At 61.0% G+C, this 25363-nt stretch carries 24 protein-coding genes, 2 tRNA genes and 1 CRISPR repeat array; of the genes, 10 read left to right on the top strand and 16 right to left on the bottom strand.

Features of this window, described 5'->3' with window-relative positions; all coding sequences use genetic code 11:
• Nucleotides 1–19 precede the first annotated feature (19 nt).
• Entirely contained in the window at nt 20–172 is a 153-nt protein-coding gene (locus tag C440_RS07840) for a hypothetical protein (RefSeq protein ID WP_241432009.1), read from the top strand.
• Nucleotides 173–392: 220 nt separating this feature from the next.
• Nucleotides 393–1083: a CRISPR direct-repeat array (repeat unit 30 nt; unit sequence GCTTCAACCCAACTAGGGTTCGTCTGTAAC).
• Nucleotides 1084–1339: 256 nt separating this feature from the next.
• Nucleotides 1340–1960 carry a site-specific integrase gene (locus C440_RS07835; protein WP_008319819.1) on the top strand — a complete coding sequence of 207 codons (621 nt, stop codon included), beginning with the start codon at nt 1340–1342 and terminating at the stop codon, nt 1958–1960.
• A gap of 115 nt (nt 1961–2075) precedes the next feature.
• Here the strand turns inward: C440_RS07835 and C440_RS07830 are convergent, their stop codons facing one another.
• The 7 genes from C440_RS07830 to C440_RS07800 all read right to left on the bottom strand — a co-directional run bounded on the left by C440_RS07830 (nt 2076) and on the right by C440_RS07800 (nt 11533).
• On the bottom strand, nt 2076–2711 hold the full coding sequence (locus C440_RS07830) for a hypothetical protein (RefSeq protein WP_008319818.1): 636 nt from the start codon (nt 2709–2711) through the stop codon (nt 2076–2078).
• A gap of 672 nt (nt 2712–3383) precedes the next feature.
• A complete protein-coding gene (locus tag C440_RS07825; protein WP_008319817.1) occupies nt 3384–5501 on the bottom strand; it encodes a DUF7845 domain-containing protein in 2118 nt (705 codons plus the stop codon).
• Nucleotides 5502–5660: 159 nt separating this feature from the next.
• Nucleotides 5661–5733, bottom strand: a tRNA-Pro gene (locus tag C440_RS07820).
• Nucleotides 5734–5781: 48 nt separating this feature from the next.
• A complete protein-coding gene (locus C440_RS07815; protein WP_008319816.1) occupies nt 5782–7638 on the bottom strand; it encodes an SLC13 family permease in 1857 nt (618 codons plus the stop codon).
• Nucleotides 7639–7761: 123 nt separating this feature from the next.
• A complete protein-coding gene (locus tag C440_RS07810) occupies nt 7762–9816 on the bottom strand; it encodes a DEAD/DEAH box helicase (RefSeq protein ID WP_008319815.1) in 2055 nt (684 codons plus the stop codon).
• A 57-nt stretch (nt 9817–9873) separates the two neighbouring features.
• The gene (locus tag C440_RS07805) at nt 9874–10926 is read right to left on the bottom strand and encodes a hypothetical protein (protein WP_008319814.1); all 1053 of its coding nucleotides are present in this window, start codon (nt 10924–10926) and stop codon (nt 9874–9876) included.
• A 226-nt stretch (nt 10927–11152) separates the two neighbouring features.
• Complete coding sequence (locus tag C440_RS07800; protein WP_049915528.1) at nt 11153–11533, bottom strand: cupin domain-containing protein; 381 nt, start codon at nt 11531–11533, stop codon at nt 11153–11155.
• An 85-nt stretch (nt 11534–11618) separates the two neighbouring features.
• Here C440_RS07800 and C440_RS07795 point away from each other — a divergent pair, with 85 nt between their 5' ends.
• Entirely contained in the window at nt 11619–12791 is a 1173-nt protein-coding gene (locus C440_RS07795) for a M50 family metallopeptidase (protein ID WP_008319811.1), read from the top strand.
• 15 nt (nt 12792–12806) lie between these two features.
• Here the strand turns inward: C440_RS07795 and C440_RS07790 are convergent, their stop codons facing one another.
• Complete coding sequence (locus C440_RS07790; RefSeq protein WP_008319810.1) at nt 12807–13652, bottom strand: competence/damage-inducible protein A; 846 nt, start codon at nt 13650–13652, stop codon at nt 12807–12809.
• Between the two features lie 133 nt (nt 13653–13785).
• On the opposite strand from C440_RS07790, the gene C440_RS17080 reads away from it, so the two are divergent.
• Entirely contained in the window at nt 13786–13950 is a 165-nt protein-coding gene (locus C440_RS17080; protein WP_008319809.1) for a DUF1059 domain-containing protein, read from the top strand.
• Nucleotides 13951–14029: 79 nt separating this feature from the next.
• On the opposite strand, the gene C440_RS07785 is transcribed toward C440_RS17080, so the two are convergent.
• Nucleotides 14030–14102: transfer RNA gene (locus C440_RS07785), tRNA-His, on the bottom strand.
• Between the two features lie 264 nt (nt 14103–14366).
• Here C440_RS07785 and C440_RS07780 point away from each other — a divergent pair.
• The gene (locus C440_RS07780) at nt 14367–14828 is read left to right on the top strand and encodes a DUF5814 domain-containing protein (RefSeq protein ID WP_008319808.1); all 462 of its coding nucleotides are present in this window, start codon (nt 14367–14369) and stop codon (nt 14826–14828) included.
• Between the two features lie 43 nt (nt 14829–14871).
• Here the strand turns inward: C440_RS07780 and C440_RS07775 are convergent, their stop codons facing one another.
• The 3 genes from C440_RS07775 to C440_RS07765 all read right to left on the bottom strand — a co-directional run bounded on the left by C440_RS07775 (nt 14872) and on the right by C440_RS07765 (nt 16925).
• Nucleotides 14872–15291 (bottom strand): ribbon-helix-helix protein, CopG family, encoded by a 420-nt coding sequence (locus tag C440_RS07775; protein WP_008319807.1) that lies wholly within the window; start codon nt 15289–15291, stop codon nt 14872–14874.
• A 104-nt stretch (nt 15292–15395) separates the two neighbouring features.
• A complete protein-coding gene (locus tag C440_RS07770) occupies nt 15396–15986 on the bottom strand; it encodes an RPA family protein (protein WP_008319806.1) in 591 nt (196 codons plus the stop codon).
• Nucleotides 15987–16925 carry a replication factor A gene (locus tag C440_RS07765; RefSeq protein ID WP_049915526.1) on the bottom strand — a complete coding sequence of 313 codons (939 nt, stop codon included), beginning with the start codon at nt 16923–16925 and terminating at the stop codon, nt 15987–15989.
• Nucleotides 16926–17073: 148 nt separating this feature from the next.
• Between C440_RS07765 and C440_RS07760 the strand changes: the two genes are divergently transcribed.
• Both C440_RS07760 and C440_RS07755 read left to right on the top strand, forming a co-directional pair.
• On the top strand, nt 17074–17358 hold the full coding sequence (locus C440_RS07760; protein ID WP_008319804.1) for a DUF7091 family protein: 285 nt from the start codon (nt 17074–17076) through the stop codon (nt 17356–17358).
• Between the two features lie 66 nt (nt 17359–17424).
• Nucleotides 17425–18429, top strand: coding sequence for a mannose-1-phosphate guanylyltransferase (locus C440_RS07755; protein ID WP_008319803.1), 1005 nt, complete (start codon nt 17425–17427; stop codon nt 18427–18429).
• 12 nt (nt 18430–18441) lie between these two features.
• Here C440_RS07755 and C440_RS07750 read toward each other — a convergent pair whose 3' ends face one another.
• The 3 genes from C440_RS07750 to C440_RS07740 all read right to left on the bottom strand — a co-directional run bounded on the left by C440_RS07750 (nt 18442) and on the right by C440_RS07740 (nt 20350).
• Nucleotides 18442–19227, bottom strand: coding sequence for an SDR family oxidoreductase (locus tag C440_RS07750; protein WP_008319802.1), 786 nt, complete (start codon nt 19225–19227; stop codon nt 18442–18444).
• A gap of 87 nt (nt 19228–19314) precedes the next feature.
• Nucleotides 19315–19809 (bottom strand): Tfx family DNA-binding protein, encoded by a 495-nt coding sequence (locus C440_RS07745; RefSeq protein WP_008319801.1) that lies wholly within the window; start codon nt 19807–19809, stop codon nt 19315–19317.
• 76 nt (nt 19810–19885) lie between these two features.
• Nucleotides 19886–20350, bottom strand: coding sequence for a TRAM domain-containing protein (locus C440_RS07740; protein WP_008319800.1), 465 nt, complete (start codon nt 20348–20350; stop codon nt 19886–19888).
• Nucleotides 20351–20471: 121 nt separating this feature from the next.
• Here C440_RS07740 and C440_RS07735 point away from each other — a divergent pair, with 121 nt between their 5' ends.
• On the top strand, nt 20472–21131 hold the full coding sequence (locus C440_RS07735) for a hypothetical protein (RefSeq protein ID WP_008319799.1): 660 nt from the start codon (nt 20472–20474) through the stop codon (nt 21129–21131).
• Between the two features lie 14 nt (nt 21132–21145).
• Here C440_RS07735 and C440_RS07730 read toward each other — a convergent pair whose 3' ends face one another.
• A complete protein-coding gene (locus tag C440_RS07730) occupies nt 21146–22141 on the bottom strand; it encodes a radical SAM protein (RefSeq protein WP_049915525.1) in 996 nt (331 codons plus the stop codon).
• A gap of 120 nt (nt 22142–22261) precedes the next feature.
• Here C440_RS07730 and C440_RS07725 point away from each other — a divergent pair, with 120 nt between their 5' ends.
• The gene (locus tag C440_RS07725; RefSeq protein ID WP_008319797.1) at nt 22262–24148 is read left to right on the top strand and encodes a S9 family peptidase; all 1887 of its coding nucleotides are present in this window, start codon (nt 22262–22264) and stop codon (nt 24146–24148) included.
• A 65-nt stretch (nt 24149–24213) separates the two neighbouring features.
• Nucleotides 24214–25347 (top strand): DUF373 family protein, encoded by a 1134-nt coding sequence (locus C440_RS07720; protein ID WP_008319795.1) that lies wholly within the window; start codon nt 24214–24216, stop codon nt 25345–25347.
• Nucleotides 25348–25363: the final 16 nt, after the last annotated feature.

The raw sequence follows: 25363 nt of genomic DNA, 5'->3' as shown, positions 1-25363 counted from the left end.
GTCTGATATCGAGGACACGATGGCGTCACTCCAGGGCAAGTCGAGATTGCCAGTCTGGTTGGTGTCGTTGCTGGTGTCGATAGAGCATCCTGCTGACGTTGACGAGCAGCGCGATCTCCTCGAGGCCGAGCACGAGTTCTACGAAAAGCGAGTCGAGATACTGGAGCGGTGATTACAATGAGAATAGCACAATTCGAAGGGGTTTACGAAGTCGTTTATGAGGTTGCCGATGTCATCATCACAGTCGACGTGAGAACATCTGATTGAGCTCCCAACGACTCGATTCTCATTTCGATAACCGAACTACAGAATTGCAAGACTGCTCTACATCAACAATGTGCTACACAAGAGCGAACCCGAATATCCTCTCCAGAGACGAGGACTTCAACGGGGCTTCAACCCAACTAGGGTTCGTCTGTAACTATCGGTCGGAGGGTATCATCGGCTATACGCTGGACGCTTCAACCCAACTAGGGTTCGTCTGTAACAGAGTACGCCTATCGCTTCAACGCGGTTCACGAAGGCTTCAACCCAACTAGGGTTCGTCTGTAACGAGGTCGTCGCCGATGCATGTGCGACCACCATCCGCGCTTCAACCCAACTAGGGTTCGTCTGTAACGCTTAGCCGTGTATCTGCCACCGTAAAGTGCGAACGGCTTCAACCCAACTAGGGTTCGTCTGTAACCCGCGCGAGCGTCGCTGAAGTGAACTGGCGCGAGGTCGCTTCAACCCAACTAGGGTTCGTCTGTAACTACGCGCCTAAGTTGGTGCACGGCGTTCACGACGACGGCTTCAACCCAACTAGGGTTCGTCTGTAACACCTCGTATCCCTGGTCGGTGAGGTAGGCAACTTTGCTTCAACCCAACTAGGGTTCGTCTGTAACTCGACCGCCGCCAGAGCCGGTGGACGATCCAATTGGAGCTTCAACCCAACTAGGGTTCGTCTGTAACGATGAACCTTACCGGCTCGTCGAACGTGTACGCCGAGCTTCAACCCAACTAGGGTTCGTCTGTAACGCCGTGGTCTTCGAACGGCGACGGTTCGAGCAAGACGCTTCAACCCAACTAGGGTTCGTCTGTAACCATGCCCAATTCAGGGGCACACAGCCTCCTACGCACTGCTCACACTCAACAGTTTCTGTCGACCTCCAATAGCCCCAAACCCCCGGGGGGTCGATGGAAATTCAGGTAGAATCCTCGAAACGAACTTCCGAGAATCGGCTATTCTCGTAACCTCCGACACCCCGAGGCCACCAAATCGGCCTGATTCCCGGCTTGATCGACCCCACCCGACTAGCTAAGGTTCCGGAATACAGAGATAGCTACCAAGACCGGAACCATGCAGGCACGTCCATATCCGTCGAAGGCAGGAAAGCGACTATGGCTCTCCCGCGACGAGCAGGCTAAACTCCTCTCGCTCGTCGAGGACGAATACCCACGTCGACGCATCGCTCTGGACCTCGCACTCCACGGTCTCCGTAGCGACGAAGTGCGGAACGTCGAGCCGCGACACTTCGAACGCCTCGACGACCAGGGGAAGTGGCGACTCACTGTCCCGAACGGGAAGACCGGGACACGTGACACGCCAGTCTCGCGGTCTCTACGCGAGCGCGTTAAGTACCTCAAGTCCGCGGCGCGGATGCGTGCCGACGAGCCGGTCATCGACGTATCGACTCGTTCGCTCCGAGACTGGATCGTCGAGGCGCGCGAGCAGTTGGCCGACGACCTCGACGACGACCGATGGCACGACCTCGGGATGCACGACCTTCGCCGAACGTGGGCGACGGATACGTTCTACTCACTTGCATTCGAGGGAGTTCCGATTGCCGAGGAGCTGACGATGGCGTGGGGTGGCTGGGCGATGACCGATTCTGGACGTGAGACGTTCCGGCGGAATTACCTCGGCCCTGTGCCGGACCACGTGACCTCACGCGCAATGGCACATCTCAATTTCCGGTAAAGGCACGCCGATTCGCCCAGTCTGTGCGTGATGGGGCGTTCTCGCACAGGGAATAGGGTTCATCAAGACTCTGAGCCCTAAAACAAAATAGTCAACTTATCTCAACATGTTCGGATTAGTCCTCGACTATCCATCGATGTGGCTCACCGTGGTCTTTCTGTGAGAAAATTTCCCCCAAATTCATTGGTTGCCGCTCGTTCTCCTCTTCAAATTCATCAACCCATTCGTTGAATTCATCTTCGAGACTTGAGGGGTCAGCAGAATCACTCCTGGCCAAGATTTCGATGACAGACCTCATCTCTGCCTCATTCAAACTGTCATGGTCTCCATTTTTTATGCGCTCGGTCACTGATTTCATATTCACTTTCGACTCAGGCAATCTTTCAAACGAGATATCAATCTCATAATTTCCATAGTAAGATGTTCTGGGTTCAAATTCTCCCTGAACAATTCCATGCTCAAGTGACATGGCAAATGGCGGGTGGAACCCAGTGTTCTTCTTTGTCTCTCTATATATGAATGAGATAGTATCTGTGATACATCCCACATGATTGGTTTTAGAGGATGGCAATTCTAGCTCTTTCTCAAATATTTTGTTTGCATCGAAGTACTCGAAAATATCTTTCCGTTGGTCCTCGTCGAGATGGTTTTCGAGAATTGAGAAATCTAAAAGAGCGTTGATGATGCGTTCTTTGATAGCCTTCTCCCGTTTGTATTGGCTCTGGTTGGAGTACCCACTTTTGTCGCTCAATAGGTATCTTCGATCTGCTGGACTCAAAATTCCACGTCCACGTTCTAATTCGTCTTGGTCTCCTGAATAAACCATTCTAGTTTAGTCTATCACCCATTTCAGTTAAGTTTGGCTCTTGTGAGTATCTCAGTATGAGCAAAAACCGGACGAGTATTTCGAGACATAAAAAAGGCAAATCAAATAGTACACTCCAGTGGGGAGTTGCGACGAAAATCGTCGGGATATATAATTATGTCTTGGCAGCTATTCTTCTGATTGCACCAGTCGAACCATCTTCCCTTTATGCTCTATTTACAATCCTGGGTACGATATTCTGGTTTGTCGGGTCGGTTATTGAATAGAACCTTTTTGATGTGTTTCCAATACGTATCTACAGTCTAAAGAAAAATTTTCGCGCGGGCAAGCCGCGCCGAGTAGGCGCGGCGACCCTCGTTTCATCTGTTTCATCTGGAGTCTGCGCAGCAGACTCCGGTAATCTTGGAGTGTGGCTCTTTAGCCACACATCTAACGGAGAATCAGGGGGGACCCCCCGGATTCGAAGTGACGGCGGTCGCGGTCGCTGGGCGGTCGAGACGACGTCCAGAAAATTGCAGTCGCTACGGCAGTGAAAAACCTGCAAAAGAAGCCGCATCTACACTGGAAAGATAGCGTTGCCACTCGGTAGACGGAACGTCAGCCGACGAGCTGACGCAGTTCACCGAAGCTGTATGTCAACGGAGCGGAGGTGTCGTAGGCCTCACCGACAACAGCGAACTCGCGGGCGAACTGCTTCCAGTCGTTCCCAGTCACCTCTGCCCACTTCGCGGCACCCGTCCGAAGGATACGCTTGACCTCCTGGCGCGTCGCCTGCGGTGCAAGCTCAAGGCGTTCACGTCCGTCCTCACGGTTATCTGCCCGCTCGCGGACGTAATTCCGAAGCCAGCGCTCCCACGGACCGTCACCATCGCCGTAGGTGTCTGCGCGGATGATATCCTCCGTCGCTTCTTCGAGTGTCGCGGAGACCGAGCGTCGAGCGGACTCGATGTGCTCGACGATCCCCTCCGCGATGTGCTTCGAAGCGAGCTCGACGTGACCGTATTCGTGAATCACGAGGTCGCCGAGGCGCTTCAGCGCGCGATAGACGGTATCGATGTGGACGCCAATCCGCTCGGCGAGGTCGGCCGGCGAGATTTGGCCGCCGTCGGTCACCAACTCGTCGGCAATCGACACGTCGGTCTCGTAGAGGTTGTTCGCGGCGGCGAACAGCCGAACCTCGTCGTCCTGTTGCTGGGCGATACGCGGCAGCGGGTTATCGATGACTTTGACCATTCGGGCCTCGCCGTCGACGCGGAAGTAGTCGTCCGCGACGTACTTCTGGTGGTCCGGTGTCACCGGGAGGTCGGACCAGTTCAGGACGTTCAGTAATCCCTCTTCGAGTTCCTTGTAAAGGCTCTCGACGTCCTTGAATCGGAGGACATCGTCGTACAGCGAGTTCTGATAGGAGACACCAATCTTCGGGTTCTCCAGTGGCGTTCCTTCGACGGCATCGGGGTTGCGGACGTGGTAGTGTTTGAACTCCTTCGGGAGTTCGTGTCCACCGACGACCTCGGCGGCGCGCATCGCGCAGATCGTCGCCGTGTGGTAGTACCCTTCGCATCCCGTATCATCTCGAACACTCTTCGCGTAGCCGCTCCGCTCACGGCTCAACAGTAACGAAATCCGGTGAAGTGTCCCGTCGATAGCGAACACCTTGCCGGTCTCGCCCTTCTTCGCGCGGACGTACAGCTCCGCGTCGGTGATGTTCGACGAGGCGTGAAGGCTATCGGGGTGGCACAACTCCGCGTTGATCTCGGTGAACGAGTTCCATCCAAAGGCGTTTTGCCGCTCTCGCAGTTCGGCAAGCGCGTGGTAGAGTAGGCTCGGGTAGTCTGTGAATTCGAAGTAGCTCCCGCGCGTCTCGACGTCCACGCCGAGAATACCGTGCGGGTTCGGAATCGACTTCCCGCTTTTCGACTCGACACCGGGCCAGCGCGGACGGACTCGGAAGTATGCACGTTTTCGGTTGTCGTCTTTCGCGGCCGTCCAAGAGTCGTAGCTCGCGGGATAGACCCGAACGAGGAACTCGGGGACGTCTTCGAGACGCCAGTCGTAGGGTCCAAGATCAGTATCGTCGTCGGGGACTGCGAGACCGGGATTATCGGCGTAACCGAACTCGATAGTCCACTCTTCGCCTCCATATTCGAGACCAGCACGTAAGTTTCCGTGCTCCTCGAAATCGTGCATTTTGTAGAGTGAGACGAGTCCGAAGTAGGTTTTCAGCGACTTGTCCCACTTGAGGTACGCCGCGAACTCGTGTTCTTGCGGGAGTAGGAACTGCCGGAGTGCGGCGAGACCCTGCGTGGCGTTTTGTCCGCGCATCGTCCGAGCACGCGACCCACGCTTCAGTTGGCGGGCGTGTTGCTCGGCTTCGGCGCACGAGTAGAAGTGGTCCTCGCGGACGTCCTTGCGGATGTGTGTGCCGCCACAGAAGCGACACTCTCCGGTCGGTTCGAGGTCGCAGTTCCATTCGTGAGCGAGTGCATCTTCTTCGGTTTCGAACGTCGCCTGGCAGTAGCGGCATGCCGCGACGTACTCCGGCATCTCGAACTCGATGCGGTCGCGCTCGTCCTGGACGTCTTCGTCGAGGTGGTCTGGAGTGTACTCGCCTTCAACTGCGGACGCGACGGTGTCGTCTTCGTCCGACGTGACGATGTCTGCTTCGTCGAGGACAGAGAACTCCGCGACGACCTCGCCAGGAGCGTCGTCGCTCACTGCTGATCACTCCCGACGAGGTCCCGGCCACAGTGCTCGCAGCGATGAAGTTTTTCGCTGTCATGACCGCACGTGGGGCACTCGTGGGTCACGCGCAGACCCCCGTCTCTTCGGGTGGAAAACAACCGGCAAAGCACGCCGGCTTACTTATATACCCAATGGGACCGCCCGGATTTGAACCGGGGTCACGGGCACCCAAGGCCCGAAGTATACCAGGCTAACCCACGGTCCCGCATATACGTCTCTCCCCGTCTTGGAGTAAAGCGTTTCGTTCCTCGTTTCAGGTTAGCGGGAAGAAATACGCGACTCCGATAGTCGTCACGACCCCGAGAAGCAACTGGAGCGGCCCGCCAACGCGAATGTAGTCCGAGAACTTGTACCCGCCCGGGCCGTAGACGAAGAGATTCGTCTGATAGCCGACCGGCGTCATGAACGCCGTCGATGCGGCGAACATCACGGCGAGGACGAACGGAAACGCCTCGGCTCCGAGTGTCCCCGCGGCTTCGATAGCGACCGGAATCATGAGCACGACGCTCGCGTTGTTCGAAATGACGTTCGTCAACAGCGCGGTCACGAAGTAGAACACGCCGAGGACTGCGAGCAATGGGAGGAAATTGCCGCTCATCACGACCATTCCCGCGAGGAGTTCCGCCGCGCCGGAGTTCTCCATCGCAATGCCGAGAGGGATGACGCCCGCCAAGAGAAAAATCACGTCCCACTGGACGGCATCGTACAGTTCGGTCGGTCGAAGACAGCCCGTAGCGACCATCGCAAGGGACCCGAGTAACGCCGAGACGACGATTGGGAGAAAGTCGATTGCGGCGAGAGCGACAACGCCGGTGACGATGCCGACGGCGACCGGAATCTTCGATTCGCGGTAGTCGTGGCGCTCGACTTCTTGGGCGACGATGAAGTTTCGGTTGTTGTCGAGGCGTTCGACGCTGTTGGCAGTCGCCTGCACGAGAAGCGTGTCACCGACTCGAAGCGGGAGTTTGTCGATTCGCCGTCGAATCAACTCGCCGCCGCGGCGAAGCGCGAGCACGGTCGCGTCGTATCGCTGTCTAAAACTCGCAGTTGCGAGAGATTCGCCGACGAGCGACGACCCCGGCGCGATGACGACTTCGACGAGGTTCTGGCCTTCGTCGGCGAGTTCGAGTTCGCTTTCGGTGACGGTGGCCGGAACGAGGTCGAGACCTTCTACGTCGAGCAGTTCGACGAGTGTGTTGCGGTCGGTTCTGAGCGTGAATACGTCGCCCGCCTGAATCTCCTTCGGTCCGAGTGGTTCGAGAAAGACGCTATCCCCGCGAATCAGTTGGAGGAGGTCAACGTCGAAGTCCGTCTCGACGAGCGCCCGCTGGACCTGTTGTCCGACGAGCGGAGAGTCCGCTCTGACGGTGACTTCGGTCAGGTACTCGGCCATCTCGAACTCCTCGGTCAGGTCGCCTCTGGGTTCGATTCGTTCGGGTGTGAGCCGTCGGCCGACGGTGAGGAGATAGACCATGCCGACAGCCATGACGACCGCGCCGAGCGCGGTGAACTCGAACATCGAGAAGGGCGCTTCGCCCGTGATACGCGAGTAGACATCGCTGGCGAGAATGTTGGTCGAAGTTCCGATGAGCGTCAGCATGCCGCCGAACATCGAGGCGTACGACAGCGGAAGGAGAAGCTTCGACGGCGACGTGTTCCCGCGTTCTGCGAGGTCTGTCACCATCGGAAGCAAGATTGCGACCGCGGCGGTGTTGTTGATGAATCCGGAGATGGGTCCCACGACGCCGACGGTCGCTCCGAGTTGCCGGAGTTCGCTGTCGCCGGTGAACGACGCAATCTTCGCGCCCAGTAGCTGGATGATACCGGTTCGCTGGACGCCCTCACTCAGGATGAACATCGCAAGGACCGTCAGCGTCGCCGTGTTGGCGAACCCCGACAGCGCGTCGCCCGGATACGACTCGAAGAGGACGATGGGTGCGCCGATGAGGCCGACCGAGACGAGCGTCTCCGAAATCGGCTGGACCAGCATCAACGTCACCATCACGCCGATTGCCGTCACATCGACGGGGACCGGTTCGGTCGCAAAGAAGACCAATGCGGCGAGGATGATGACGGAGACGACGACGATACCCGGCGTTATCGCTACCACGCGCCAACCGACGTACTGACGGTCGAAAAGCGTGCGGGATTCGGAACCCAGTGACGGTATCGAGGTGACGGTCGTGTAGCAGTAGTGAGCCGGACAGTCGCCCGATCGAAGCGAAAGCGGTCGTTATCGACCTTCTTCGCCGAGTTCGATGTCGGCGACGATTTCGTACGGCGAGTAGCCATTTCTGATACCGTCGAGAATGCGGAATGCCTCGCTCGGCGAGAGGAACTGCCTCGTGACAGCGAGACCGAGCGGTGTCGGGTCGAGACCGTCGATAAAGTCCCATTCGAGGAGTTTTCCGACGGTGTGGGTGGTCGGTATCTCCCCGAGCATTCGGTTGTTGAGCGCCTTCGCTTTCTTGCCGGCAACGACGATGTTTGCCAGCGTCTCCTCGACGGCGGCGGACTCGTCGTAGACGGTCCTGACTTCCTCCATCTCGCCTTTGAGGAGTTTGAACGCGACTTCGTCTTCGGTCATCTCCATCGTGTTGTGGTAGCTCGTGTCGGGTTCGACGAGCAGGTAGACGACGCCTTTGTCGTGATAGTCGGGGCGACCGGCGCGGCCGAGCATCTGGCTGAACTCCTGTACGGAGAGCCACTCGATACCCATCGCCAGCGTGTCGAAGATGACCTGTGACGCCGGGAAATCGACACCGGCGGCGAGGGCGGCGGTCGTGACGACGGCGGCGAGGTCCTGGTCGGCGAACTGGCGTTCGACGCGTTTGCGCTGTTTGTAGTCCAGTCCGGCGTGGTACGGCGCGGCGTTGTAGTCGATTTTCCGCGATATTTCGTGACAGCGTCGCCGCGAGTTGGTGAAGATAATCGTCTGGCCGCGATAGCCCTTCGACGATTTGGTGTCGAACGCCTGCCTGACGAGGCGGTTTTCGATGCGCGGTTTCTCCTGTCCGTCGGCGAAGGTGACGTGGCGTTCGATGGGCACCGGTCGGTCTTCGTACTCGACGAGGTTGGCTCGGAGGTTCTGTGCCAACCACGCCGGATTCCCGACGGTCGCAGAGAGGTAAATCCACTGCGCGCCGTCGTACCCGCCGCGCCGGTCCGCTCGCGTCTCGCAGAAGTGCTTGAGCCGAGAAATCATCCCGTCGAGGCGGTGGCCTCGCTCTTCTTCTTTCAGCGTGTGCACTTCGTCGATGACGACGGTTCCGATGTCGCCGAGGTCCTTGCCCGTCCGGAGCGCGTGGTCGATTCCCTCGTAGGTGCCGACGATAATGTCGGCGTTCGGGTCGAAGCGATTTCCGTCGTCGTTGATTCTGCTCGCGCCGACGCGAATCGTCACGTTGCCGAGGTGGCCGTAGCGGTCCTGAAAATCCTCGTGTTTCTGGTTTGCGAGTGCGACGAGCGGGACGAGAAAGAGCATCTTTCCCTTCCCTTCGAGCATCCGGTTGATGCCGGCGAGTTCGCCGACGAGCGTCTTCCCGGTCGCCGTGGCGCTCACCACGAGTTGGTCGTCGCCGTCGAGAAGGCCGTTGTCGATGGCGAGGCTCTGGACCGGAAGCAACGTCTCGAACCGGTCTGTCAGCATCGACTGCAGATTCGGATGGAGGTCGAGCGTCTCCGTCTCGACCAATTCGACGTCCTCCGTCGTCGCGCTGATAGTGTCGAACTTCGTCAGGTCGGGGTCTAATTCGCCCTGCAAGAGGTTCGTGATTCTGGTCAGGTCGCCCGTCTCGTAGAGGAGTTCTTCGAGGCGTTCTTGGGCCGCCTGCGTGAGACCTCCCGCGAACGAGAGTTCCTGTTCGAGTTCGCGGACCGCACAGTCCCGACAGACGTGTTCGTGGTCGGCTTTGATGGCCGTGTCGTCGGTGATGGGCGAATACCGGCCGTTGATGGCACACCGACGACAGGTCCGCACCGCGACGGCCTCCAACTGGTAGCCGTCGAACATCGTTTTGAGTTCCTCGCGGCCGGCTTTCGACGTTTGCTGTGAGATGCGGATTCGGGCGGCCGACCGGGCGAGTTCGACGAACTGGCTCGGGTCGCGCGGTTTCTCCTCGCCCTTTCGGATGACGAGAAAGCGAAGCGGACGCGGCCCCGCGTTCGTCTCTTTGAGTTCGAGTTTTCCGCGGAGCACCCGCTTTCCGTCCCGACGGGCGACGACGAGATAGCTATCCCCCGTCTGGTGGAGAAAGAGCGTATCGACGCGGGTGACCTGTTGAGACACATCCGTTGGTGTGTTCTCGCGTTATTTGAGCAGTTCGCTTCGAAAAAAGTGGACTGACTATGTGCTCGGCGCTTCTGCACCGGTTCCGCTGGTTCCGGTGACGCCGACTTCGGACGTTTCGTTGCCGACTTTGACGGTGAAGTCCGTCGTGGCGACGGTGATGCCGACGTGTTGGTCGGCGAAGTTCCGGAGCGTCGCATACGAGAGTCCGGAGGCGGTGTAGCCGTTGCCTTCGAAGTCGTAGTTCCCCAACCCGCCGCTCGGGTAGACGATTCGACTGTTGCCGCTGTCAAAGTCGCTCGCTGGGATGCCGAAGCCGCTGAACGCGCCGGTCGTCGGGTCGCCGTTCGGCCGCTGGAGTTCGAACGTGTACCGAAGGAAGACTCTCGTCTCTTTTTTCTGTTCGTCTTCGGTCGTATCGCGGAACTGCGAGACGCCGCCAGCCGCGCCGTAGTACCCCGCGTTGGCTCCGGGGAAGTTGTTGACGAGCGGGAGTCCTTGCGTGTCCACGAGCATCGATTCGGCGTCGCTCGCCGGGCCCATACTGGTCCCGTCGAGATAGCTCGCTTGCGACCCGGCAGGGTAATCGCCGTCCGCGACACTCTCGTAATCCGGGCGACCAGCGTTGTTGAACACGTCTAACGGTCGCGGCACGGGGCGAGACGTGTCGGCGTTCGAGACGCGCGAGTCGTTAGCGAGGACCTGCGACAGCGGGACGGTGAGTTCGTAGTGACCGGTCGTCCCCGGTGCGCTCTCGGAGACGCCCGTCGGGGCACTGGCGTTTATCCACGGAGTCGCGCGGAACACCGGGGTGAAGCCGTCTCCGAGGTAGCCGCCTTCGTAGGGTGTCCGCCCGTCTTCGTCTTCGACCGCGGCTTCGACGAGGTAGAATATCTTGGCGACCGTCTGGTCGAAGTTCCGCCACTCGACTCTGAATTTGGGGTCGATGGTGACCGCGTCGATTTCACCTTCGTCGTTCGTTCCCACGTTGACGTCTCCGGCACCGATGTTGACGGTCATCGCGGCGGCGTTTCCCGAGAGGGCACCCACACCGACCGCACCGAGCGCTCCTACTCCTGCAAGTGTCTTGAGATATGTTCTTCGTTGCATGGGTTTCGTGTGACGCCGGATTCTCCCACAGCGGGTTGCCGACGCCCGAAGCGCACTAACTGCGCTTCTTGATGACACTCTGCGCCACCGCCGCTTTGTTACAAGATTGCTGATAGACTGTTGCTACTTACTAACACTGACTGCAGATTGTTAGCCCCGACCTAGTATCCGAGGTATGTGGTCACCTACTTAGTGTGACAAAACGAGATATGGAAGGTTCCAGCGCCTATCCGTCGGTGAGTTCGATTGCGTCGTCGCCGTTCGGCACGGCACAGAGGAACGAGCCTTCCTCGTCGGACTCGTTTCGGTACCAGTGGACGACGCCGGCGGGAATCAAAAGCGAGTCGCCCGCTTCGACGTCGTACTCTTCGTCGTCGATGCCGACGACGTACCGCCCCGAGAGGACGTACTGCTCGTGTTCGACCTCGTTCGTGTGTTTCGGGACCGACGCGCCGGCGTCGAGGACGAACCGCCGGATGGCGAAGTTCGGCGCGCCGTCGTCGTCGGAGATGAGGACGCCCTTGGACATTCCGTCCGCCGCACCCACCGACTCGTACTCGACATCCGCGCTCCGCTTCACCACTGGCTTCGGTCGGGAATCGCTCATATCTCCCCGTCGATTGCCGGCCCGCGTAAGCTTTCCCCTGTCTTTTGGCCTGACTGCTTAAGGCCCTCCCATGGCTACTACGCGTATGCGAGGAATCCGCATCGGTAGCGCCTTCGGCATCCCGATTAGGTTGGACCTCACCTTCCTCATCGTCCTCCCGCTTTTCGCGTGGCTCATTGGCTCTGACGTCGCCAATCTCGCGCTCGTCATCAACCAACTCTTCGGCACGAATATCGACGGTGTTGCCATCTCGACCGGGTCGCTCCAGTGGATACTCGGCGGCGCGGCCGCTATCGGCCTGTTCGCTGGCGTGCTCCTCCACGAATTTGGACACTCACTCGTCGCAATGCGATACGGCTACGAAATCGAATCCATCACGCTCTGGCTGTTCGGCGGCGTCGCTCGATTCAAAGAGATTCCCGAAGACTGGAAACAGGAGTTTACGATCGCCGTCGCCGGTCCTATCGTCTCCGTCGCCATCGGGGTCGTCTCCTACGCCGGATTTCTGCTCCTCCCCGCCTCGCAAGGACCCGCACAGTTCGTCCTCGGTTACCTCGCGTTGATGAACGTCTCGCTCGCCATCTTCAACATGCTTCCGGGCTTCCCGATGGACGGCGGCCGCGTTCTCCGGGCGCTTCTCGCACGTACTCGACCACACGCGAAAGCGACGCAGATGGCCGCCGAAGTCGGGAAGGTGTTCGCCTTCCTCCTCGGAATCTTCGGGCTGTTTTTCAACCTCTTCCTCGTCGCGCTCGCTTTCTTCATCTACATGGGCGCGTCGGGCGAGGCCCAACAGACCGTCCTCAAGGCGACGTTCCAAGATGTCGTCGTCCGCGATATCATGACCGCCCGCGACAACCTCGACGTGGTCGAAGAAAGAACGTCGGTCACGGAACTCCTCGAACGGATGTTCGTCGAGCGCCACACGGGCTACCCCGTCCTCAGAAACGGCGACCTCATCGGTATGGTGACGCTCGACGACGCCCGCGGAGTCAAAGAAGTCGAACGCGACGCCTTCCGCGTAGACGACATCATGAGCGACGAACTGACGACTATCGACCCCGACGCCGACGCGATGGACGCTATCGCCCTCATGCAAGAACGCGGTGTCGGCCGCCTACCGGTCGTTGACGAGACCGGAGAACTCGTCGGCCTCGTCTCTCGGTCCGACCTCGTGACCGCGTTCAACATCATCCGCAGTCGCGGGTCGCTCGACTCCCTTCCACGGACTGACGCCGGTATCGCGCAACTCCGCTGAGAAGATTCCGACCGCTCATTTGTCTGCTTCTGGGTCGTCGTCGGTCTCCGAGTATTCGTTTGCCCCCGAGTCGTCGTCTCCGGTGCGGTCTGCCGCGTCGTCTGCTTGTGCCGCCCGCGCCGCTTCGACTGCCGCCTCACTCCCGTAGAGGGACACTGTCGCGTGCTCCCACACCCACGCCACGGCGTCGTCGAGGACGACAGCGTCGGCACCGGAGAGTTTGATTCGCGTCGGCCCGCCGCGGTTTGGATAGCTTCCGACCTCGACGCCGAACTGCTCGGCCACAATCCCGAGTTCTCGGGCGACCGCGCCCTCGGGCGCGTCGGCGTAGAACACTCGTGACGTTCTGTCCCCGGCGAACCGGTCCGCTATCGAATCGAACATCGGCTTCATTTCGGTGGGGATGCCCGGGAGGACGTAGACGTTTCCCGCTCGACACCCCGGCGCGAGTCCCTCGTCGTTTTCGAGTACCTCGGCGTCCGCGGGCATCGACGCGTACCACGCCACGTCGAGGTCGAAGTCGATGTCGGGGCGTCGTTCGAGGATGGCCGTGATGGTCGCTTCGACCTGTTTTGCGGCCTCGTCGTTGACGGCGACCCCCCGTCCGAGACCGGCCGCGACCGCCGCCATGGTGATGTCGTCCGGCGTCCCGCCGAGACCGCCGGTAACGACGACCGCGTCGAACGCGTCGCTCCACTCAGCGACCACGTCGGCGATGACCTCGTGGTCGTCCGGAACCGTCTGGATGCGCGCCACCGTCGCTCCGACGTCGGTGAGTCGCCGAGCGAGCCACGTCGCGTTCGTGTTCTCGATGTCGCCCGCGAGGAGTTCGTTGCCGACGGTGAGGATGGCGACCTGCATACCGTACCGGTCGGGGTCTGAGGAAAAAGGCCTACGCCCTCGCGCTCGCTTGAGTGTGCGCCGCACGCACGGGGACACAACGATTATCTCCGACACTGTTCCATGCTAGCATGCACTCGGTGGTGTATGAGAGATGCCAAAACGAGTCGTCTGCCGAGAGGCGGGCCACGACTGCGACTTCTCGGTACAATCCGAGGACGAAGCCGAACTCATCGAGTTCGTTCAGCAACACGCAGAAACGATGCACAACCTCCAACTGTCCGAATCGGACGTTCGAGGGCTTGCAGTCTCGGTCTGACTGCACTTTCTTTCTGTGGCTATCCCGAACGTGCTCGCACACACTACACAATGCTCGCCAGTTAAAATGAAGAGAGAAGGTCCAGGTGCGAGAATTGAACCCGCGTCTCAGCCTCCACAAGGCTGAAGGATAGTCCACTACCCCAACCCGGACACGTTGCAACCATCTGTAATCCGCTACGACTAAAATACGTTACGCTACGGTCCCGGAGTGACAGAACGTCACAGTGCGCGGCGACGACACCCGCAAAACGGACCGCCTCGTCTGTGGTGAACCTGACGGGACCGACTCGTCTGTGATTCGACCGTCGCGCTCACGTGCCGTGTTCGTGGTTGCTCCGTGGGCATTTACCTTCACAGCGTGCCGCCGCGGGAGCGGGAGTCTTTTGCCACGGTGTCTCCTACGGCCCGGTAGCAGTGGCTATCACGGACAAAATCTATCTCAAAAACCACCGTCAAATCGTCTCGCAACTGGATACGAACATTCCGAAGCGCGTGTTCAGCGGTGCGACCCTCGAAATCCTCTACTCCGGTGAGGGACTTGCCAAAGTTGACGACGCCACCCGCGACCGACTGCTCGACTTCGCACAGGACTTCCTCGACTGCGAGAACTCTGACGACATCTACACCGGGTACCCCGAGCGAAAGTTCATCGAATACCTGCTCGAACTCCGCGCACAAGGACTCGGTCCCGACGCCATCGTGGACGTGATGAGCGACGAGTACATGGTGTACGCCTACCCGGGTGACATGCTTTCGTTTCTCGACAACTCGGTTCGGACGCTCGAATCGGTCGAGGCACTCGCGGACGTCGAAGGCGACAGCGAGATGCAAGACGCGGCTCGACGCGCGAAGAAAGACTTGGTCGGTCCCCGTTAGCGGCGCGTAGTCGAGTCGCCAACGCGTCGAGTCGGAGACCGCTTTATCCGAGGCGGAACGACTGTTCGTCGCCCGCGTCGAGGTCTTCGAGTTGGATGACCTCTTCGACGTCGTCGTGGTCGTTTTCCAGTTGCTCGCGGAGATAGTTCACGTAGCCTTTGTGTTCTTCGAGCTGTTCGCGGAGATGTTCGGCTTCCAGTTCGAGGCGCTCGTGCTCGCGGATGAAGCTCTTCGGAACTTCGACACTCGGCGGGAACGACTCGTCTCCGTCGTCGCCCTCGCGCAACTGCTCTAATTCGTGTTTGGGGACGACCTGTACCTGACCGTCGTGGGCAACTAACGTGTCCACGTAGTCGCGGAAGACGGCGGACAGGGAGATGTCCCGCTCTTCAGCAATCTCCCGAAGGGTCTCGAACGCGTCTTCGTTGACACGAAACGAGATGGTTTTGTTCTTGTTGCCCATGATACTCGTCGGTCTGTATTCCGGACACTTAACGTTTCGTCAGACGAGCGGTCGTCCGCTCTGAAACTCCCACGAAAGACGACAAAATAGGGTGTGTCGCGTGGTTACGCGTTCAACTCGTCGGCCTGTTCGAGGCTTTCGAGCGCGGCGATGGCGACGCGTTTGTACTCGTCGGTGTCGAGGTCGTAGTGCTCGCGGGCCATCCGCGCGTACTCGTTGCCGTCGTCGTCGAAGGCGTCGATGCGGTCGAGCGTCTGTTCGGCCGTCTCTGTCACCCAGCGGTCGCGCGTCGCCGCATCGACTTCAGTGATGGATTCGGGCCGGACGGAGACGTTGATGGTGCCGTCGTCGGTCTCGTAGGTCCGGGGCTTGCCGACGACTGCGACGTAGGCGGGGGCATCGAGGTCGCGGAGCGTGCTCGCGGCTTCTGGCTGGTACTGGCCGGCGTAGACGAAGAACGTCCCCGTCGGATCGACGATACGGCCGCGCCAGTACTCGTTGTCTTCGCCGACGTCTTCCTTCTCGGTGAGCGTCCCGACGAGGAAGATGCGATTCGCGCGCTCACCCGTCGGCAGAAGCACGTAGACGGGTGCGCGCTCGTCGTCGGATTCCTTGAACGTGTAACCGGCGTCGTTGAACTCCTGTGCGAAGACGCGCCGGGCGACCTCTCGGGTGGGAATATCGTTAGCACTCATTTACATCGACCTCGCTTTGATGAGCAGTTCTTCGGCGTCTGCTGGTTCGCTCAGGCGTTCGACTTCGTTAGCGAGTACGTACCGACCGAGCGTCGGGCCGGTAACGCGGTAGTAGAACCCCACGAGGTCTCCGCGCATCTCCTCTTCGACGATGGTGGTATCGAGGGCGTCCATGGCCATTTGCTTCGCCTCGTCCAGTTCGATGCCGGTCTGTGCTTCGGTCATCTCGCGGTTGAAGATGACTTCGTGAACTTCGGTGCCGTCGTCCACGACGGCCTTGATTCGAAGGTCGAACTCGCCTTCGACGTTGCCGTGTTCTGAACAGCGTCCGTTTTGCAGGACGCGCGTACAGTCCTCTTTGGGGCACCGCTTGATGAGGCCGCTCCCGGACTGCATGTCCACGAGGGCGCCTTCGACGGTGGTCGAGTCGTCGCCGACTTCGATCTCCTCGTCGAGTTCCGCGATGCTCGTCGTTCGGTTGAGTTTCACGGAGAAGTTGCCCTGGTACTCGTCGGTGACGACGTTCCCGAGAGCGTACGAGACGCCTTCTTCGAGTTCGGGAAGTTCCGACGTGGTAAACGAGACGAACTTCATCCGGCCGGATTCGTCACCGAGCAGGCCGACCTGCGCGATGGCCTCGCTCCGGGGTTCCCAGAGTTCGACGACCTTCGCGCGCACGTCAACCCACTGTTCGTCCTCGTCGATATCGTTGAGCAGGGTCTGTTCGTTACCGCCGGCACCGCCGCCGCCGAGTTCGTCGCGTTCGATACCTGCTTCGTCGAGGTAACTGTTGACGACACTCCGGCGTGCTTCATCGACGGGGACGCGGTACTCGCTGACGAGGCTCTCTAGTCGTTCTTCGACCTCGTCCGCGGACACGTCTAAATGGTCCGAGAACTGTTCGGCTATCTCCACTGCGTGGCTTCGCAAATCAGTCATGGTCTACCTCGCCTCCACCTTGGTTTCCATTGGGAGGCATACGGACGTTGGCCGCGTACTCATATAAAAATGTCTGAGCCGGAGTGAAAGTAAAGCGTGAGTCTCTGAGAGCGAGGAATTGATAGCCACGGCGCACGCATGGTCGGACATGGACGACCGCCTCGAAAGCATCATTCGAAGCGCCGCCCGAAACGCCGGCAAGCGCTACGAGGAGGTCAAGCGCGCCTACCGGGACGGGCGCAACTCACCGGCCGCGCTCGATTCGCTCCCCCGCGACGACGACGGTCGAGCGAAAATCGTCTGTCGCAGACACGTCGAGCGCCGCGCCGCCGCCATCGACGCGGCGGGCCGTCCGGCGTGTTTCGACCCCGACCATCCCGACTGTCAGGGTTGTGTCGAGGATATCCGAGAGGGTGTCGTCGAGACGTGGTAATCCCGTGAGATTGCTCGGCGTTCGGAGACGTGGTAGGATTTTGTGGTTGTAGCACCACCCGCCGATATGGACCGCCCACTCGTCGCACTCGTCCTCGCCGGCGGCACCGGCACGCGCCTGTATCCCGCGAGCAGAAGCGACCGCCCAAAGCAGTTCCTCCCTCTCGGTGACGACCAGTCGCTCCTCACAGCAACTGTCTCTCGCGCCGATTTCGCCGACCACGTCGTCGTCTCCACGCGGCCGGCGTTCGCCGACGAGATATCCGACCACGCTCCCGACGCCGATGTCGTGGTCGAACCCGCGGCGAAAGACACCGGCCCGGCGCTCGTCTACGCGACCCACCGAATCGCCGAGTTGTACGACGACCCAGTCGTTGCCGTCCTTCCGAGTGACCACCACGTCGGCGACGGCTTCGCCGAGGCCGTGGTTCGGGGCGCGCGCGTCGCCGCCGACACCGACCGTCTCGTCGCCTTCGGCGTCGAACCAACGCGACCCGATACCGGCTACGGCTACATCGAGCCGGGGTTGGACCGCGGCGACTACCACGACCTCGACGCCTTCCACGAGAAGCCGGACGCCGACACCGCGACCCGATACGTCGAGGAGGGCTACCTATGGAACGCCGGAATGTTCGCGTGGACGCCCGAGGCGCTGTTTTCCGCGGCCACCGACTCGCCGCTCGGTCCGCTCGTGGATGCCCTCGACGCGGGCGACATCGACGGCGGGTTCGAGACCGTTGAACCGGTCAGTATCGACTACGCCGTCATGGAACGCGCCGCCGACGCGGCGGTCGTTCCGGTCCACTTCGAGTGGGACGATTTAGGCTCGTGGGACGCCCTCGAACGAATCTTCGACGCCGACGCGGAGGGCAACGTCGCGCTCGGTGACGACCCGGTGTTCGTCGATGCCGCAGACAACGTCGTCGCCACCGACGGCGCGAACGTCTCCCTCGTCGGCGTCTCTGACCTCGCGGTCGTATCGTGGGGCGACCGGGTACTCGTCGTGCCGAAAGCCGAAGCACAGCGGGTCCGTGACGTCGTCGCCCGACTGAAAGAACGCGGCCGATTCTAAGCCGTCGGGGGTTCAGGCGCTCCGCAGTCGGCCGCCGTCCACCGGGATGCACGCACCCGTGACGAAACTCGCGCGGTCGCTGGCGAGGAACGCGACCACGTCACCGAGTTCGCGCGGGCCGCCGATTCTCCCGAGCGGGATGTCGTCGGCCCACGATTGCAGGCCCGCTTCGTAGGTGTCGTGGTCGCCGCGCTCGACGCTAGCCTCTACTAATTCTTCGATCCGACTCGTCTCGTGCGCGGCCGGGAGGACGGCGTTCACGCGAACGCTCGGAGCGAGTTCCCGCGAGAGCGACTTCACGAGACCGATGACGCCGCGTCGGACCGCGTTCGAGAGGATGAGGTCGTCGGCGACTTCGTTGACCGTCGTGGAAGTGATACAGGTGATGGTTCCGGCGTCGCTCGCTTCGAGGTATGGACGGGCCGCCTCGACCGTCCAGACGGCACTCATGACGAGCATGTCGAACGCGCCGTACCACGCTTCTTCGGTCGTGTCGGCGAAGCCGCCCGGAGGAACACCTCCCGCCGAGGTGACGACGTGGTCGATGCCACCGAACGCCTCGACTGCGGCCTCGACGAGCGCGTCGATATCTGCCTTGCTCGTGATGTCCGTTTCGACGCCGAGCACGTCCCCAGCGAGGTCGGCGAGTTCGGCTTCTGCGTCGGCGAGGCGTTCCGGGTCGCGGCCACAAATCACGACGTTCGCACCTTCGTCGGCCAGTGCCTCGGCGCTCGCACGTCCGAGACCGGCCGAACTTGCCGTTACGACAACCGTGTCGCCGTCGATTCCGAGGTCCATGGGTGATGCGTCGAACCCCTGAATAAAAACGCCCAGCATCGAGACAGTCTCGGCGACCGCATCTCGACCGGTTCTCCGTTGTACCGCTTATCGGTCGTTCGCCTGTCGGCGGACGCGAACCTGTCCATCGTTCGTGACGCCGACGAACAGTCGTTCTCTGACTTCGCGCCCTGCGACCGCGTCGCCGGCGGCGTCGGAGACGACTTTCATCAGGTCCGGAGCGGCGTGGCTCACTTTCACGCCGACGTCGTCGCAGGCGTCGTACACCTGCGTCGGGACGTCGTAGAGGTCGCTTCCGGCCGGGATTTCGACGCGAACCGGCGCGGTGAGCGCGCCGACGAACGCCACGGTCTCTCGGGCTTTCTCGACGTTGTCTCGGGCGCTCGATTCGATGCTGGAGACGTTCGCACGCGAGGTTCCGAGGCGGTCAGCAATCGTCGCTTGGCGGACCCCACGTTCGCGTAGCGCGAGAACTTCGGCCTGTCGGCGGGTGAGGACGCTCCGTTCGGGGTCGAACCCCGCCTCATCGAGGAGGTCGTCTGCGTCGGGAACTGTCTCGTCGTCGCGTCCGACATCGCTCATACCACGGAGTCGGTCGCGGGTGCGGAAAAAGATACAGCAGGCTGACTGTCCACCGAAAGTCGGAAGCGGGCTGTCGTTATTCGCCCCAGAAGTTGTCCCTACTTCCGAGTGCTTCCGGTCGCTTTGGTCCGTCGCGGTCGGCTTCGTGGGTGGTCTCAGATTCGACGTCGGTGTTGGTCTCGATATTGGCCGATTCGTCTTCTTCGAACGGCAGTCGCTCGACGACCTTCTTCGCGCGGGCGTGACTTCCCTTGACTTGGTCGATTCGAACGACCGCTCGCGCGTCCGGGAGGAGTCCATCGACGAAGACGATGAACCCGTCTTCGGTTCGACCGACGCCAGCACCGCTCTCGTGGATGTCTTCGACGGTGACGATGACTTCTTCGCCCGGTTTGACGGGCTGTTGTTTCAGTTCGTATATAGGCCGGTCGTAGTGGTCACACCACTCGGCACCGCCACGGTCGCCGTAATACTGACACCCCATCCCTTTGATTCGCTCTGAGAAACTCGGGCAGTCGTCCGCGAGTGGACAGTCCGACATGCCGGGAGGTACACTATGGTCACTCTAAACGCTTGCGGGTAGGTCGCCGCCCTCTCAGACCTCCGTTCTCGACTGTCTCTCGCCCCGAAACTCTTTCTGTCGCTCGAACCAACCCCACAACGTGACCGAGCGCGTCCCCGAATTTGCCCTCCTCGTCGGTGTGTTTCTCGGCCTCTCGGCGGTCGTCTCTGGCGTCGTCCTCACCGGCGAGTTGTTTCGCTCACTCCTCTCCGGCGTGGTCGTCTGTTACCCTTTCGCCGCCTTTGGCGTCGTCCGCTCTGACAACCCGACCGAGGCGCTCTCGCCCCGTCTCGTCACCGTCTTCGGTGCCGTCCTCGGCGTCGTGATGCTTCTCGTTGCGCTTTTCGAACGTCCCGACGACATCCTTTCGGGGGTCGTCGCCAGTCTCGTCGTCGCGCTTCCGCCCGCCGCCTACGCCACGCACTTCGGTGCCGACGTCAACCCGCTGTCGCCTGGACAGACACTCGCGGTGACTGCCGCCGTGGGCGCGACGTTTCTCGCCTCCGCACCGCTCTTCGGGACTCTCAATGCTGTCGTCGGTCTGCTAGTCGGACTCCCGGGCGCGCTCTACGCCGACGCTCGCGGCCTGCGACTCACCCACCGCCAGCGCCGTCTCAGTATCGTTGCCGGGGTACTCGCTGGTGTCGCAGTCGCGTGGCTCAGCATCGTGATGCGCCTCCCGCTTGCGCCAACGACGGCGACGGCCGCGGCGCTCATCCTTGCGCCGAGTCTGTTCGTTGCGATTACGCGCGAGGAGTAGAATCTGCGCGGCCGTCAGGCCAGCGGCGTTCGCTCGACGACCGTCCCGTCGTAGGTCGGGTACTGCTCGACGATTTCACCGTCTTCGATGTCGCCTTCCTCTATCATCTCTTCGAGGAGCCACCACGCGACTTCGACGTGATTCGATTTGATGCTGTAGAACTCGTCGGGAACGCCGAGTTCGATAAAGCGCTCTGCCGGCGTGTAGGTCTTTCCGTAGACCAGCGTCCCGTCTTCTGTCACCTCGTCGAACGACCGACGCAGGTTCTGTGCCATGCGCTTGAGGCGATTGCGGTGCTGTGCGGCGTCTTTGAACACGGAGGTACAGAAGTAGACGCGCTCGTGGTCGCCCATCGCGTCGAGAATCGCTTCCTTCGAGCCATCGACCGCCGACATGTGACCGTCCTGTAGCTCGTAGCCCTTCTCCTGCATCCGGCGGTAGTTTCCGTCGGACATCTCGAACTCGTTGATGTTACAGAACTCCGCGGCTCCTTCGTCGAGGAAGTCGAGAAACTCCTGTTCGGCGCGGATGCCCGGAATCTCGAACGCCGGAGTGAGTCCCTCTTCGCGGGCGATGTAGAGAATATCCTCCCACTCGGTCCCGTGCATATCGCCCCAGAGTTCGAGCGGCGGGTGGAAGCGAATCTCGTCCAGTCCGGCCTCGGCGAGACGACGCATGTTCTCGCGGCCGCCGGGAATGCCGGTGTAGAGATGGATGTGGTGGTCCTCGCCGAATTCGTCCTTCAGAAGCGAGATGTAGTGACACGTCTTGTCGAGCGCCTCTTGCGGCTCGCCGCCGGTGATAGAAGAGCCGAGGGCGTCCATGCGCTTTGCCTCCTCGATGACGTCTTCGTCCGATTCGACGAGTCGCTCGTTGGCGTACACGTCGGTCACGTTCTTGCGATTCTCGCCGAGCGGGCAGTAGAAACAATCGCGCTGGTCGCAGTACCCGTAGACGAACATCACCATCTTTCCGCCCATGGCGCACTGTTCGCAGCCCTTCGAGATCATTCGTTGAACACACGATATACGTCCCACGTGCAAAAACCGTGCGAAACGTGCTTCGTACCGTCTGTCTGTTTTTCACACGCAGACAATAGACTGAATACACCCCAAAATCGTGATGTATGTATGTCAACATCTGACGACACGAACGTGTTGGAACGGTTGGCAAGCCTTCCGACGGTCCGCCACCCTACTGTCTCCCCCGACGGCGACGAAATCGCCCTCTACTACGACGGAACCGGACGAAACGAACTGCACATTCTCGACGCCGAGACCGGCGACCTCGACCAGTGGAGCGACGGCGAAGTGCCCCGAGACGCCAGATGGCCCATCGCGTGGGATGCCGACGGCGACCGCGTGTTCTTCCATCTCGACGAGGCTGGCGACGAGCAAAACGACATCTACGCGTTCGACCGGGGTGGAACCGTCGACCCCGTCGTCGAACTCCCCGGACAAAACAGCCTCTACGACGTCGGCGACGACGGCGAGACGTTGCTCGTCGGTTCGACGCGCGACGGACAGATGAACCTCTATCGCCACGACCTACCGACCGGTGAGACGACGAAACTCACCGACTACGACAGAGCCGTCCTGTTCGCTCACCTCTCGCCCGACTGTGAGCGCGTCGTCTACGGCGCGAACGAAGCCGCCGATACCGCCAACCTCGACGTTTACATCGCCGACATCGACGGCTCGAACCCACGGAGACTCGACCTCGGGAAAACCGGTGCTGAAACGGCGGCTACCGACTGGGGTCCCGAGGGCGAACGCTTGTTACTCTCGGACGACTCGCCGGGGCTGAACCGCTGTGGTGTCTACGACCTCGCGGCCGACGAGGTAACGTGGTTCGGCGACGGCGACTACGAGGAGGTACCCGTCTCGTTCGTTGACGGCGGCCGAACGATATTGGCGACGCGACCGTCCCACGCCGCGACGGTGCCGGTCGTCTACGACGTTCGCTCCGGCGATGTCAGCGTCTTCGACCTACCCGACGGCGTCTCCGGGTTCGGCATGCGGAGTGAACGACGCCTCAACGACGACCGCGTTTTGGTGAGCCACACGACGCCGACGCGTCGAACCGAACTCGTCGCGTACGACGTTTCGACCGACGAGCGCGAGACGCTTCTCGAAGCCGACCACGGCGACTTTTCGACGGACGATTTCGCCGACGCCGAGTACATCCGTTTCGAATCCGACGGCGTCCCCGAGACACCCGCGAAGGCCGTCTCTCACGACCCGTACGACGAACTCGAAATCGGCGCGCTGTTTTACGACTCCGGTCGGCGTCCATCGCCGCTCGTCGTGAACCCTCACGGCGGGCCACGCGCGAGAGACTCTAAGTCCTTCAGTCTCTACACGCAGTTTTTGATTCAGTGTGGCTTTTCTGTCCTCCAGGTCAACTACCGCGGTTCGACCGGGCGCGGACGCGAGTTCGTCGAGGAACTGTTCGACGATTGGGGCGGCGCAGAACAGGGCGACGTCGCAACCGCGGTCGAGCACGTCCTCGACACCTACAACTGGCTGGACGAAGACCGCGTCGTCGTCTTCGGCGGGTCCTACGGCGGCTACTCGGCGTACTGGCAGTCGGTGCAGTATCCCGACCTTTATGCCGCCAGTATCGCGTGGATTGGTGTCTCCGACCTCCACGACATGTACGACAACACGATGCCGCACTTCCAGACGCGACTGATGGAGTTGTATCTCGGCGACCCCGAGGAAAACGCCGACCTGTACACGGAACGGTCGCCGACGACGCACGCCGAGAACGTCGATGCGCCGCTATGTATCCTCCACGGCGTCAACGACCGGCGCGTCCCAATCTCGCAGGCGCGACTGTTCCGCGACGCGCTCGACGAACACGGCTACGAGGAGGGAACAGACTACGAGTACCACGAACTCGGCGACGAAGGACACGCCTCGTCGGACATCGACCAGAAGACTCGGACGTTCGAACTGCTCGCGGACTTCCTCGACCGACGCGTTGAGCCGACGACGGTGACCGCCGACGACTGACCGAACCCGCCGCCCGCGGACGGTTCCCCGAAAGCAGATATATCCCCGTGGCATAGGCATCAACGATGCTCTTGGTCCTCTGTGTCGATCTCGACGACGACCTCGGCCGCAAGACGGGACTCGATACGCCCGTCGTCGGCCGACAGAACGTCGAGGACGCCGCGGTGGCACTCGCCACTGCCGACCCCGAGGACTCCGACGTGAACGTTCTCTTTCAGGGGATTCAGGTTCACGACCAACTCCTCGAAGACGAAGACGAGGAGGTCGAAGTCGCCGCCGTTACCGGGGTGGAAGGAAGCGACGTGAAGGCCAACCGGGAAATCGGTGCGGAGATAGACACCGTTCTCGCCAGTATCTCGACTGGCGAGTCCGTCCACGCTATCGTCATCACCGACGGCGCACAGGACGAATCCGTCCTTCCGGTCATCCGCTCTCGCGTCCCCATCGACGGCGTTCGTCGGGTCGTTGTCAGACAGGCACAGAACCTCGAATCCATGTACTACACGATGAAACAGGTTCTCGCCGACCCCGAAACCCGCGGGACCATCCTCGTCCCGCTCGGCATCCTGCTTCTCATCTACCCGTTCGTCACCATTGCGAGTCTCTTCGACGTTCCCGGAGCCGTCGTCCTCGGTCTCATCTCGGCGCTTCTCGGCTTGTATACGCTCTTCCGCGGCCTCGGTCTCGAATCCGCCGTGGACGAGGCCGCCAACAGAGCCAGAAACGTCCTCTACACCGGTCGCGTCACGATTATCACCTATGTCGCCGCCGCGGCCTTGCTCGTCGTCGGTGGCGTCCGCGGATACGACCTCTTCCAGAACGTCTCCGGAAGCGTCAACGGCGACCCTGCCCCAGGTCTCATTCTCGCCGCGCTCGTCCACGGGGCGGTCGAGTGGTTCGCGGCCGCCGGTATCACGAGCAGTCTCGGGCAAGTCACGGACGAGTACCTCCACGACCGCTTCAAGTGGCGCTACCTCAACGCTCCGTTCTACGTCTCGGCCATCGCAATCGTGCTCTACGCACTCTCCGGATTTTTCCTCCCCGCGGGAATCGACGGCGTCCAAACGTTCGAACTCACCGGCCTCGCCGTCGCACTCACGGTCGGCACGCTCCTCGGTGTGCTGAGCACACTCACCTTCGCAGTGGTCGAAGCCCACTTCCCGACGAGCGCCGAGAACGACGGCGAACAACCGGCCTAAGACTGCCCATCACGCC

The sequence above is a fragment of the Haloferax mucosum ATCC BAA-1512 genome (assembly GCF_000337815.1).
Taxonomy (GTDB): domain Archaea; phylum Halobacteriota; class Halobacteria; order Halobacteriales; family Haloferacaceae; genus Haloferax; species Haloferax mucosum.
Note: the sequence above shows the minus strand (reverse complement) of the source record. Positions and strands in the feature narration are given on the sequence as shown.